The sequence below is a fragment of the Pseudoalteromonas sp. P1-7a genome, assembly GCF_001401855.1.
In the GTDB taxonomy this organism is placed as follows: Bacteria; Pseudomonadota; Gammaproteobacteria; order Enterobacterales; family Alteromonadaceae; genus Pseudoalteromonas.
Map to the genome: position 1 here is coordinate 35,489 of NZ_LKDU01000001.1, position 13,000 is coordinate 48,488.

General features: G+C 42.7%; 12 protein-coding genes. 10 read left to right on the plus strand and 2 right to left on the minus strand.

Features of this window, described 5'->3' with window-relative positions; all coding sequences use genetic code 11:
- The first annotated feature begins 74 nt into the window (after positions 1-74).
- Positions 75-2,459, plus strand: a complete 2,385-nt coding sequence (locus AN389_RS00170; RefSeq protein WP_055018957.1) for a TonB-dependent receptor — start codon at positions 75-77, stop codon at positions 2,457-2,459.
- Here the strand turns inward: AN389_RS00170 and AN389_RS00175 are convergent.
- Positions 2,443-3,372 (minus strand): LysR family transcriptional regulator, encoded by a 930-nt coding sequence (locus tag AN389_RS00175; protein ID WP_055013502.1) that lies wholly within the window; start codon positions 3,370-3,372, stop codon positions 2,443-2,445. The two genes, AN389_RS00170 and AN389_RS00175, sit on opposite strands and share 17 nt — an antisense overlap.
- 90 nt (positions 3,373-3,462) lie before the next feature.
- Here AN389_RS00175 and AN389_RS00180 point away from each other — a divergent pair, with 90 nt between their 5' ends.
- The 4 genes from AN389_RS00180 (at position 3,463) to AN389_RS00190 (ending at position 7,242) form a co-directional block, all read left to right on the plus strand.
- Positions 3,463-4,269: a class II aldolase/adducin family protein gene (locus tag AN389_RS00180; RefSeq protein WP_055013503.1), complete on the plus strand. Its 807-nt coding sequence runs from the start codon at positions 3,463-3,465 to the stop codon at positions 4,267-4,269.
- 111 nt (positions 4,270-4,380) lie between these two features.
- The gene (locus AN389_RS20610) at positions 4,381-4,695 is read left to right on the plus strand and encodes a hypothetical protein (RefSeq protein ID WP_235575931.1); all 315 of its coding nucleotides are present in this window, start codon (positions 4,381-4,383) and stop codon (positions 4,693-4,695) included.
- The gene (locus AN389_RS00185) at positions 4,683-6,365 is read left to right on the plus strand and encodes an AMP-binding protein (RefSeq protein WP_235575932.1); all 1,683 of its coding nucleotides are present in this window, start codon (positions 4,683-4,685) and stop codon (positions 6,363-6,365) included. The genes AN389_RS20610 and AN389_RS00185 overlap by 13 nt, the downstream gene beginning before the upstream one ends.
- A gap of 1 nt (position 6,366) precedes the next feature.
- Entirely contained in the window at positions 6,367-7,242 is an 876-nt protein-coding gene (locus AN389_RS00190; RefSeq protein WP_055018958.1) for a bile acid:sodium symporter family protein, read from the plus strand.
- Positions 7,243-7,305: 63 nt separating this feature from the next.
- On the opposite strand, the gene AN389_RS00195 is transcribed toward AN389_RS00190, so the two are convergent.
- Positions 7,306-8,214: a LysR family transcriptional regulator gene (locus AN389_RS00195; RefSeq protein WP_055018959.1), complete on the minus strand. Its 909-nt coding sequence runs from the start codon at positions 8,212-8,214 to the stop codon at positions 7,306-7,308.
- 117 nt (positions 8,215-8,331) lie between these two features.
- Here AN389_RS00195 and AN389_RS00200 point away from each other — a divergent pair, with 117 nt between their 5' ends.
- The 5 genes from AN389_RS00200 to AN389_RS00220 are packed head-to-tail and all read left to right on the plus strand — an operon-like array spanning position 8,332 to position 12,930.
- On the plus strand, positions 8,332-9,552 hold the full coding sequence (locus tag AN389_RS00200) for an acyl-CoA dehydrogenase family protein (RefSeq protein ID WP_055013507.1): 1,221 nt from the start codon (positions 8,332-8,334) through the stop codon (positions 9,550-9,552).
- 9 nt (positions 9,553-9,561) lie between these two features.
- A complete protein-coding gene (locus tag AN389_RS00205) occupies positions 9,562-10,383 on the plus strand; it encodes an SDR family oxidoreductase (RefSeq protein ID WP_055018960.1) in 822 nt (273 codons plus the stop codon).
- A gap of 12 nt (positions 10,384-10,395) precedes the next feature.
- Positions 10,396-11,469 (plus strand): phosphotransferase family protein, encoded by a 1,074-nt coding sequence (locus AN389_RS00210; RefSeq protein ID WP_055013509.1) that lies wholly within the window; start codon positions 10,396-10,398, stop codon positions 11,467-11,469.
- The gene (locus tag AN389_RS00215; protein ID WP_055018961.1) at positions 11,469-12,173 is read left to right on the plus strand and encodes a histidine phosphatase family protein; all 705 of its coding nucleotides are present in this window, start codon (positions 11,469-11,471) and stop codon (positions 12,171-12,173) included. The genes AN389_RS00210 and AN389_RS00215 overlap by 1 nt, the downstream gene beginning before the upstream one ends.
- A 10-nt stretch (positions 12,174-12,183) precedes the next feature.
- Positions 12,184-12,930, plus strand: coding sequence for an SDR family oxidoreductase (locus AN389_RS00220; RefSeq protein WP_200910084.1), 747 nt, complete (start codon positions 12,184-12,186; stop codon positions 12,928-12,930).
- The last annotated feature ends 70 nt before the right edge of the window (positions 12,931-13,000 follow it).

Consider the following 13,000-nt stretch of genomic DNA (forward strand, 5'->3'; position numbering starts at 1 on the left):
ATTTTAAGAGCCGTCAGTATGAAATAGACGCAAACATATCCAATAAAAATAACCTCAATAATGGAGTTGCAGCTATGACAACTGAACACACACAGTCACACACATGTTTAAATCATGCTTTTTTAAAGCAAAAAGCACTTACTTTATTTACCCTAAGCGCACTCAGTGTGGGCATGGCACAAGCTGCCGAGAATAAAGTAAATAAGAGCGAGCTTGAAACCATTACCGTTACCTCTCAAAAGCGGGTGCAATCACTGCAAGATATTCCTACCTCTATTCAAGCGCTTTCGGGTGACTACCTCGAGCAAAACAGTGTTGACGATTTACTTGCCCTAAGCGAAAACCTACCTAATGTGCATATAACCGAAACCTCAAGCAGTAAACGTATTTTTGTACGCGGTATTGGCTCAGGCACTAACTCAGGCTTTGAACAATCGGTTGCTATGTATAAAGATGGCGTTTATTTAGGGCGCGGGCATCAAGCTAAATTTCCATTTTTAGATATGCAGCGCCTTGAGCTTATTAAAGGTCCACAGTCGGTTATGTTTGGTAAAAACGCCACAGCAGGTGCCTTTAGTATGGTTTCAAATTCACCTACAGATGTACTTGAAGGCAGCGTATCGGCAGAGTTTGGTTCAGATAACGAAAAGCACTTTACAGGCGTTATAAATATTCCTATTCATGACGATTTAGCCGTTCGAATTGCTGCGTTTGATCATTCTGTTGATGGCTTTTTATATAACCAAGCTCGTCAAACCGACGAGCAAACTAACGATTCATCAGGCGCGCGTTTATCAATAGATTGGCAAATAAACGATGATATAAACGCATTATTTAAATGGGAACACGGTGAGTTTGAGTCGCACGGTTCGCGCTACCAATACATTATTGATACGCCAAACCGAGATTTACAAATAGCTAATGACCCTACTAACCCAGGCAATGTAGGGTATCGCTCACTTTTATTAAGCGATAACTCGGGCCTAGATTACACAAGTTCAGTATCGGGCGATGGCCACCCCGGAGGGCTTAATGAACAAAGTAAAACCACCCTTGATAACGCATCACTTAAGTTAACGTATAACCATGGCGAATACGAATTTACCTCCGTAACCACGTATAGCGAGTACGATTGGGACTCAACCTTTGACGCCGACTTTTCTGAAATCCCGCTTATAAAACAAGACTACTTAGAAAACTATAACCAGTTTACGCAAGAGTTGAGAGTAAGCTCGCCAACAGGGCGCACGCTTGAATACGTTGCGGGTATTTTTTATATGAGTAGCGAGCTTAAGCACCCAAACGATATTTTATTTGGCGCATCGTTACTTATTCCTGATTTAGTGGGTACATCACTGGGCGTAAATGCGCTATTTGATCAAGACCAACAAAGCTACTCAGCATTTACCGCCCTTACGTGGAATGTAAACGCACAATGGCGCACTAATTTTGGCCTGCGTTATCAAAAAGAAGAAAAAGAAGTGAGCAGCGTACAAAGTGTGTATAGCGTATTTGAGCCAAACACACCGCAAGCAGTACAACAATTTGCCAATGCTGCCGCGCCCACTATTGCGGGGCAACTTTCGGGCGCGGGGGTACATAACCTTAACGCTAAGCGAGATGAATCGCACTTATCACCCAATATTAGTGTGCAGTATTTAGGGCTTAACAACACGATGTTATTTGCAAGCGCAGGCATAGGTTACAAAGCCGGTGGCTTTGATGGCTCGGGCTTAAACGGCTCGCAAGGTAATATAATTGATGAAAACTCAGGCTTTGAGTTTGACGATGAAAAAGCCACAAATTTTGAATTTGGCATAAAAGCCGAGCCAATTAAAAATATATTAGAAGTAAACGCCACACTGTTTTATACCTTGTACGATGACTTACAAGTATCTGAATTTAATGGTAATGCATTTGTAGTTAAAAACGCTGCCGAAACCAAGGTAAAAGGAGTTGAATTAGACTCGCGCTGGGCAATAAATCAAAGCTGGCAGGTATCGGCAAATCTTGCGTTACTTGATTTTGAATACGAGCAATACGCTAGTGCCTCACCAACGGTTATGCAAAGCGAGCTACTTGGGCAAGCATTTCAAGATTTAACAGGAAAAACCGGCGCGTTTGCGCCCGATTACTCAGGCAATATAGCAATTGATTACAATACCGAGGTGTTTTCAAACCTAACGTTAAGCAGCAATTTAGCGCTTAACTTTAGTGACGATTACTTTTTAGAGCAAGATCTTGATCCAATAGCCAAGCAAAGTGCTTTTGAGAAACTTAATTTACGCGTAGAACTGGGTAGCAGTGAAGGGAATTGGTCGGTGTCGTTATTAGCTAAAAACCTCACCGATAAACAAACCTTTTCGCAGGCCAATGATGTGCCAGTAATTAGCTATGCTCACCGCTTTTTATCAGAGCGTGGGCGCAGCTATCACGCACAATTTAATTACCGCTTCTAAGTTTTTCAGCAGGGATAAGCTGCTGGGCTAAACCTAGCAGCTTCTCTCGCATCCAACTATTTACTAAATCGTCATTGGCTTGTTCGTGCCAGTACATATGCACGGGCATTAACGGCACATCAAACGGCAAACTAGTTACATGCACGGGCATTTGCTCTTTCAATACCTGCGCGTACGAGTTTGGCATGGTCATTATCATGTCGCTTTGGCTAATCACTTTAGTAGCCGCAAAATAGTGTTCACATTTAAGCACCACATTGCGCGCAAGTGCATGCTTTGCCAACGCCATATCTATAATATCTACCTGCGCCCCTTTTAACGACACCAACGCGTGCGACGCCTTAGCGTAATTTTGTACGGTTAAATCATTTAATATTGGGTGATCGTGCCTACATATCAGCGAAAAGTGTTCGTTACAAATAAAGGTGTTTTTTATATGGTTGCTGGTAGGGGTAAGCACATCAATCACTATATCGAGTTCTTGATTTTCGAGTGATTTTTCCATACCAACATGGGACACCTGTCGGCTGTTAATCGTGATGTTAGGGGTGTTTGTAAGTAAATCGCTCATTAGTGGCGGAAAAAATATCGATTCTAAAATATCTCTAAAGCCAAATTTAATTTCGCGCTTAAACGCAGCTATATCAAAAAGCCGCTCGTTGTTCATGGTGGCCTCTAATGCCTGTACCGACTCAATCACTTGCGCTATTATTTTTTGGCAAAAAGGCGAGGGCACCATACGCCTACCGTGGCGAATAAATAAGGGGTCGTCAAACTTTTCTCTAAGGCGAGAAAGCGCATGGCTAACAGCCGGTTGCGTTAAGTGAAGTTTATCGGCCGCACAGGTAATACTGCCCTCTTGGTATACCGTTTTAAGTATTACAAACAGGTTTAAATCTATCTTTCCATGCATAGTATTTATGTTTAACCATTAATTAACATCACTTCTATTTATCATAAGCGAGACTAAACTAAAGTCAACAGAGTTTAATTTAGGATTATTATGAGCAATACACTAGAGCAACAAGCCGCAAAAATGACCATAGGCAGCGACAAATTTAAACTTATTATGCCGCCTAAATTTAACACCCTAGAAGAGCAACGCACCTACGAAAAACAACGCCTAGCCGCAGGCTTTAGAGTATTTGCTATGTACGGCTTTGACGAAGGGCTTGCGGGGCACATAACGCTTCGCGACTGCATAGAGCCCGATACTTTTTGGGTAAACCCCGTAGGTATGCACTTTGCGCATATTAAAGCGTCAGATCTCATTAGGGTTTGCCACAAAGGTAATATTATTGAAGGCAGCACACCGATTAATAATGCCGCGTTTGCTATTCATTCACGCATACATATGGCGCGCCCCGACGTAAACGCAGTTGCCCATGCACATACACGTTATGGCCGTGCATTTTCGGCATTAGGTGAGCTTCTTAAACCTATTTCGCAAGATGCCTGCGTATTTTACGAAAACCATAGTGTATTTGATGTATTTAGTGGCGTAGTAGCCGACAGCGAAGAGGGCGACATGATAGCTAAATCGCTAGCTAACAACTGCGCTGTTATTTTACAAAACCATGGTTTGCTAACTGCGGGTTCGTCGGTTGATGCCGCTGTTGCCAATTTTGTATTGCTAGATAGCTGTTGCCAAAGCCAGTTATTAGCGCAAGCCGCAGGCGAGCCTAAGCTTATCTCGCACGAGGTAGCACTACATACTAAACAAGCCAATGGCTCAGAGCTGGTTACATGGGGAAATTTTCAGCCCATGTATCAGGTAGTTGCCGCAAAAGACAATAGCTTTTTAGATTAAAACAGTGGCACTTAGTTTTTGCTAAACTAAATTTTGCGCGGTAGCTGCCCACACAGCATAGCCGCGTTTAAACACCATGCACACACATTATAAAAATACGTTGAGGGTTTTATGACTATAACAACAATTAAAAACCACGCCGATGTTGGCAATTTAAACCTTGCTGAAATATCACCAGAGCAACTGCCTCGCTCTACTTATCATGCCATTTTACAGTCGGCAAAAAACTTTGGTGATGCAACCGCTATTGAATACATTTTAGATGGCGATTGTATTAACCCAGCGCAAATTCCGTTTGCAAAAAAGCTTATTCACCGCATTTTAATGACCTTTAAAGGTAAAAGCTTTGCAAATCCACACCGTAAAATGAGCTACAAAGCGCTTGCCAATAAAGTAACAGGGCTTGTAATGCATTGCATTCGTTAGGCATAACAAAAACCGATGTAACCTCGCTGGTGTTACCTAACTTTCCCGAAACCTATGTATCGCTTTGGGCAGCAGAGGCCGCTGGCATTGCAAACCCAATAAACCCATTGCTTGATGAGTCCATAATGAAAGAAATTATGATCTCTGCCAATACCAAAGTCATTATTGCTCTAGGCCCAGTACCAGGTAGCGATATTTGGCAAAAAGTAATGGCAATTAAAGAGCATATACCCGGCCTAAAAGCCGTTATTAGCTTATTTGGTGACGACATAGCGTGCTCGCAAAACAATAAAGTACCGGTGTATGGGTTTAAAAAGTTACTCGCGGCGCAAAATACCCAAACAGCTAATTTTACTGTGCCTGAGCAAAGCGATGTGTGCGCGTATTTTCATACGGGCGGTACCACCGGCTTACCAAAACTTGCTAAGCACTTACACTTAAACCAGCTTACCAATGCAGGGCAGGTTAATTTACTTTCGCCAGTAAATGCAGGCGATACCATGTTAGTTGGCTTGCCCATATTTCATGTAAATGCAGCGGTAGCAACGGGCATAGCCTCGGTAATGAAAGGCTGTAAAATTTTACTCGCAAGCCCGTCAGGCTTTAGAGGTAAAAACATCATTCAAAACTTGCTTACCCTAATTAATAATTACGATGTAGCGGTTATGACCGCGGTACCTACGGTTTATGCTGCCATGGTTGAGCAAATTACTTCGCAAAAAATGGCTGTACCACCGCTTAAAATGAAGTTTGCCATTTGTGGGGCTGCGCCGCTTTCATCTGATTTGCAAGCCCTGTTTACTAAACTCACCAACACCCCACTGGTAGAGGGTTATGGCTCAACTGAGGGCAGTTCGGTAAGTACGTTAATGCCTGTAAACCCAATTAATAAAGAGGCGTCTGTAGGGCTGCCAATACCCGGTATTACGCTTAAAATTGCCGAAATAAACGAGCAAGGCAAGCTTGTAAAAATGTGCGATACGCACGATGTTGGCGAAATAATAATAACCGGTAATAATGTATTTCCTGGGTACGTAGAAGATGCACATAACCAAGGTGCATGGGTTGTTGATGAAAACGGCCAACAGTATTTTAGAACCGGCGATTTAGGTAAAATAGACGAGAGCGGCTACGTATCATTATGCGGTAGGCAAAAAGAGCTAATAATACGCGGCGGGCACAATATAGACCCTAAAATGATTGAAGATGCCGCAACCAAACACCCAGATGTAACACTTGCAGCCGCCGTGCCACGCCCCGACAGCTACGCAGGCGAAGTGCCGGTACTTTACGTAACGCTAAGCCCAAATAGTACGCTTAACCTTAATGAGCTCACCGAGTATGTTAGCACCCACATACCTGAGCGAGCAGCAGTACCAAAAGAAATTTATATAATTGATGAAATACCGCTAACTGCCGTAGGTAAAATTTATAAACCCGAACTGGTTTGCCTTGAAATAAAACAAACCATAACAGATGCACTTAACGAGCATTTAAAAAACAAAACCGTGCAAATAAATGTGTTTGCTGATAAAAAGTTAGGCATAAAAGCCACAATTTTAGTTAAAGAGGATGAGTTAAACGCGCTGCAACAACACATAAAAACGCTGCTAACCCCATACTCATTTAACTACGAAGTGCTGGCATTAAAAACAACAGAGGCCGCCTAATTTGAACGCATCATTTTTAACAGAAATCATACTCCCCCTCGCGCTTGCCCTTATCATGTTTGGCATGGGGCTTGGGCTTACACTTGACGACTTTACGCGGCTTTTTAAAAAGCCCATAGCAATTGCTATGGGCTTAGTGGGCCAAATTATTGCCATGCCGCTGCTAGCTTTAGGCTTATGTTACTTACTTAATTTACCCACGCCAATTGCAATAGGGTTAATGATTTTAGCCGCGTGCCCGGGCGGTACTATGTCGAACGTTGTAAGCCAACTGGCAAAGGCTAATTTAGCGCTGTCGGTAAGTTTAACCGCGGCCTCAACCGCTGTGAGTATTATTACCACACCGTTTATTATTGGCTTTGCCATGCACCAATTTGCCCCGCAAACTGATGCTAGTTTTTCTATATTAACCACATCACTCGGGCTATTTGTCATTACCTTAGTACCGGTAGCTATCGGCATAAGCCTGCGCCATTTTAAAAGCGAATTTGCGATTAAAAGCGAGCCGTTTTTTAGGCGTTTTTCGTTATTTTTTATGCTCGCCATGATAGCCGCACTCGTAATAAAAGAGCGCACCTTACTCATAAGCTCGCTTGATGTTGTATTTTGGGCCTGCCTTGCATTAAATATTGGCTCAATGATTATTGGTTTGCTCATAGCAAAACTTTCTAATCTTAATTTTACCGACTCACTAACACTGGGTATTGAGGTAGGGATTCAAAACGCATCGTTGGCGATTTTAATTGCTATAAGCTTTTTAAATAAGCCCGAATACGCAGTAACAGGCGGCGTATATGGCCTTGCCATGTTTATAGGCCCGCTGATATTAATTGCTGCGCTAAAAATTAAAAACAAGCGCACACAAATTACGTTATAACCCTTAAATAATGCTTACAAAACGCCAAACCTAGCCCGCTAAGTTCGGCGTTTTTTGTATTAATTAACGCTTAAAAATGTTTTCTACTTGGCTTCGTAGCCACATTAGTGCCTCGTCCTTATCGGTGTTTTGGTGCCAATATAAATGCTGGTAAATAGCAGGCATAGTAGTAGGTACCGACCTTGCTATAAGCGACTCATCAAGCAATTGACTTGCAACCAATGAGGGCAAGGTGAGCAAAAATGGCGAGCTTTTAATAACCTCTTTCGCTGCAAAATACGTTTGGCAGCGCATGGCTACCTCGCGGTTGAAGCTCAGCTGCAATAAGGCTATGTCTTCAATTACGGTGCCGGTGGCTCTGTTTGAAACCGCTACATGTTTAGCGCTTAAGTAATTTTCAATATTTAACTCATTTTTTAGTGGGTGATTTTTTTTCATTAATACACAAAAATGATCGCTAGAAAGTACGGCATGACTAATCGGCGCTTTTATTGGCCGTGCTACATCTATGGCCATGTCAATTTGGTGATTAGCCAATTGTTTGTGCATGTCGTCGCGGTTTAGTTTAACGCTTGCAAGACTCGCGTTGGGCGCGTGTTTTGCAATTATTAACTGTAATTTTGGCAGCACTATGGGCTCAATGGCATCGTGAAGGGCAATTTTAAATGTTTGCGCTGTGGTGGCTAAGTCAAAATCGCCACAGGCTTGCAGTACTTGGCGTAACTTTTCGAGTAAATCTATTAGCTCGGGTGCCATACGTTGGCACGCAGGGGTTGGTACCATTAGTTGCCCTTGGCGCTCAAATAACGGATCGTTTAATACACTGCGCAAACGTTTTATAGCATGGCTTACCGCAGAGGGCGTTATGTATAGCACCTTTGCGGTTTCGCTCATGTTTTTTTCGCGGTAAAGGCACTCAAAAATTTTAAGTAAATTTAAGTCTAACTGCTGAATATTTTTAGTTTCAATCACGGTTTATTACCCATATATTATGAATTTGATTCACAGTACTTTGGTAATATATTTCATTTAATTCATTAGGGCGAATGTTTTATGCTGGGTTAACTAAAAAATAATCAGGCAACCCTAATGAATTTTGAACCAAGTCAAAAAAGCCAAGACTACCTAAAGCGTGTTACCGCCTTTATGGATGAACATGTATTGCCAATTGAGCAAGCGGTAGTTGCGCATAACCATACTAAAAATAATTCAAACGATTGGACTACTTGGCAGCTAAGTGAGCACATAGAACCATTAAAAGCGAAAGCAAAAGCAGCAGGCCTGTGGAATTTATTTTTACCCGATACAGAACTAGCACAAGGTTTAACCTGCCTAGAATACGCCCCTATTGCAGAGCAAATGGGTAAATGTTTATTTGCCTCAGAAATATTTAACTGTAACGCCCCCGACACCGGCAATATGGAAGTACTTTATCACTTTGCAAATGATGAGCAAAAACAACAATGGTTAACGCCTTTATTAAATGGCGAAATACGCTCTGTATTTGCCATGACCGAGCCCGATGTCGCCTCGTCAGACGCTACAAACATGCAAGCAACTATTGATACTGATGGCGACGAGCTGATTTTAAATGGCAAAAAATGGTGGACCACCGGCCTTGGCCACCCTAATGCACAAGTGGCTATTTTTATGGGGCTTTCTAACCCCGAAAACGATAAACACAGCCAGCACTCCATGGTACTTGTGCCATTAAACACGCCAGGTGTAAATATTAAACGTATGCTAAGTGCCTGTGGCGATTTTGATGCGCCATATGGCCACGGCGAAATGGAATTTAATAACGTACGCGTACCAAAACAAAACCTTATTTTAGGGTTAGGCAAAGGTTTTGCCATTGCACAAGGGCGCTTAGGGCCTGGGCGAATTCATCATTGTATGCGCGCAATTGGCGCAGCAGAGCGCTGTTTAGAGCTCATGATTAAACGCGGGCTGTCGCGCAGCGCTTTTGGTAAACCGTTACTTAAATTAGGCGGCAATTTAGAACGCGTTGCGCAAGCGCGTATGGCAATAGATCAAGCCCGTTTATTAACACTGCACGCCGCATGGAAAATAGACACTCAAGGCGTTAAACACGCCATGACCGAAATATCGAGTATAAAAGTTGTAGTGCCCAATATGCTGCAAATGGTGTCTGATATGGCCATACAAGTATTTGGAGGCGCTGGGGTGTCGAGCGACTTTCCTATTGCCTCGTTTAATGCAATGGGGCGTATTTTACGCCTTGCCGATGGCCCAGACGAAGTACATATGAGCATGGTTTCACGCCTCGAACTTAACAAATACCGCTAAGGCAACACCATGAAAACACGACTAATAATAACAGGTGGGGCCACAGGCCTGGGCAAAGCATTAGCGCTTAGTTACGCGAGTAATTTGGGCGCAAACTTACAAATTTGTATTGCCGATATAAACGCTGAACGTGCAGCCATAACCATTAGTGAGCTACAAACACTAAAAGCCGATGCCTTTTTTTACGCCTGCGATGTAACCAAACAAACAGATGTAAAGGGGCTTTACGATATTATACAAACCAAATGGAAAGGCGTTGATATTGTTATTAATAACGCCGGCGTTGCCACTGGCGGCTCGCTTGAGGGCGAATCGCTTGAGCAATGGCAGTGGATTATGGACGTTAATTTGCTCTCTATGGTGCGGGTGTGTAAAACGTTTTACCCGCAATTTAAGCAACAAGGCAGTGGCTACTTTATTAATATAGCCTCACAAGCAGGGCTGACCCCCATTCCGTTTATGAGCAGTTATAACGCAGTAAAGGCGGCGGTTATTGGCTTTAGCGAAACCCTAAAACTTGAACTCGCCCACGATAATATAGATATAAGTGTTGTGTGCCCCAGCTTTTTTAAAACCAATCTTGATGAATCAATGCGCACCAGCGAACCGGCTATGAAAACTATGCTTAACCGCGCCTTTGAGCGCTCACCCATTAATGCCGAGCAAATTGCAGATATTATTTATAAGCAGTCACTTAAACGCCCATTTTTAATATTGACCCATAAATTAGGTAAACAGGCCTTTTTAATGAAAAAACTACTCCCCATTGAGTGGTACATTAAAAACATGCTGAAAAAAACACGCTCTATGCAACGTTTAAAATCAAAATAATAAAGGCTAACAATGAACACACAATTATTAGATCAAGCCAAAAACGTACGCCAAGGCGAAGAGCTCGACACCCAAAAAGTAGATGCATGGCTTAAACAACACATACCGCAGTTAACTGGCGAGCCAAGCGTTACACAATACGCAGGGGGTGCCTCTAACTGGACATACTGCCTAGAGTATCCTAATCAATCCCTTATTTTGCGCCGTGCCCCAAAAGGCACAAAAGCCAAAGGCGCGCATGATATGGGTCGCGAGTTCAAATTACAACAAGCACTAAAACCGGTTTACAGCTATGTGCCAAACATGGAGGCGTTTTGCGCCGATGAAAGCATACTCGGCACCGACTTTTACGTTATGGAAAAGCTTACGGGGATTATTCCGCGTAAAAATTTACCGCGCGGATTAACGCACACTCCCGAGCGCACAAAACAGCTGTGCGAAAACGTACTCGACTGCCTAGTAGAGCTACACAAAGTAGATTTCAAACAGGCCAATTTAAGCCATTTAGGCAAAGGCGAAGGCTACACACAGCGCCAAATTAGCGGCTGGAGTGAACGCTACACTAAAGCTAAAACATGGAACGTACCAAGCGGCAAAAAAGTAATTAAATGGCTTGAAAACAACATGCCAAGCCATGAGCGCATTTGTATAACACATAACGACTTTAGGTTTGATAACGTTGTGCTTGATGCAACCGACTACACGAAAGTTCTGGGTATTTTAGACTGGGAGCTTGCCACCCTTGGCGACCCATTGATGGATTTAGGCAATACATTGGCTTACTGGGTAGAACCCGGGGATGACTTTTTAGCCCAAGCCACGCGCCGCCAACCTACCCATTTAGAGGGCATGCTAACGCGCAAAGAAGTCGTGGCCTACTACTGTAAAAAAATGGATATAACCGTAGATGATTTTACCTTTTACGAAGTGTATGGGCTATTTAGGCTTGCAGGCATAGTGCAGCAAATTTATTACCGCTATCACCATGGGCAAACAAAAAACCCCGCGTTTAAAAACTTTTGGGTGTTTGTACATTACCTTTTATGGCGCTGTAATAAAGCCATTAAAAACCAAGGAAAAGCCTAATGTGTATTTTATATTTAGTGCGCCACGGGCAGGCCAGCTTTTCTGCTGATAATTACGATACTCTCTCAAAAAAAGGGCAACAGCAAGCCACATTACTTGGTGAGTACTTAATACAAAAGCAGCTACAGCCCGATATGGTATTTGCAGGGAGTATGCTGCGCCATAATCAAACCGCAGAGTTAAGTTTAGCAAGTGCTAATAATGCGCCTGTGGTAATAAACGATGCGCGTTTAAACGAGTACGATCATGAACATATTTTAGCGGTTTATAACCCAGCACTTGCCACCCCAAGCCAAGTGCGTACTGCACTTAGCAAACAAGCCGACCCAATGGAGTATTTTAAAACGGTATTTATTAGCGCCATAAAGCAATGGGTACTCAATCCCGACAGCACTCAATATAACGAAAGCTTTAATGCATTTACTGCACGTGTATTGGGTGCCCTTGAGCAAATAGCCAATGAAAACCATGGTAAAAAAGTGCTTATTTATACCTCTGGCGGGCCTATTAGCATTATTACCAGCCATTTAATGGGGCTAAAGCTCGAGCACTTTATTGATATAAATTGGAGCTTAGTAAATGCAGGCGTAACCAAAGTAGTGGCGCGCGGCAAAGGGGCAAACCGTAAATTAGGCATTAGCAGTTTAAACGAGCATCACTTTTTAGAGTGCCACCCACAACAAAAATTAATTACATACACCTAAGGATTTAATTATGCGCAAAAATATACTAATAACAGGTGCAAGTTCAGGCTTAGGCAAAGGCATGGCAAAAGAGTTTGCAAAACAAGGCTATAACCTTGCCTTATGTGCACGGCGCTTTGAGCTACTAGAGCAGCTAAAAAGCGAGCTTGAACAGGTAAACCCCAATATAACCATTAGCATAAAAGTGCTTGATGTAAACGATCACGAGCACGTGTTTAGCGTATTTAACGCCTTTAAAGAAGAGCTAAACGGCCTTGATAGAGTAATTATAAATGCAGGTATGGGCAAAGGTGCGTCTGTTGGTACAGGTTATTTTAATGCCAACAAACAAACCGCACAAACCAACTTTGTAGCCGCCCTTGCCCAAGCTGAGGCAGCAATGGAAATTTTTAGAGCGCAAAACCATGGGCATTTAGTGACTATTTCGTCTATTAGTGCTGTACGTGGTTTTAGGCGCGCCATGACCGTTTACGCTGCTACAAAAGCGGCTATTACTTCATTGAGCGAAGGCATACGCATAGATGTAATGCATACGCCTATAAAAGTAAGCTGTGTACACCCAGGTTTTATAAGAAGCGAAATAAACGAAAAAGTAAAAACAGTGCCATTTATTGTTGATACCGAAACCGGCTGCAAAGCACTGGTAAAAGCCATAAATAAAGAAAAAGCCAACAGCTTTGTGCCAACTTGGCCGTGGGCATTGCTGCATTGGGTTTTACGAATAGCACCGCTTAGTACAATTCGTAAAATGTCGTAATTACTTAAAATTTGGGCATTAAAAAAGGTGGTAAATACCACCTTTTGTGTAAGTGTTTACTTAACCTCAG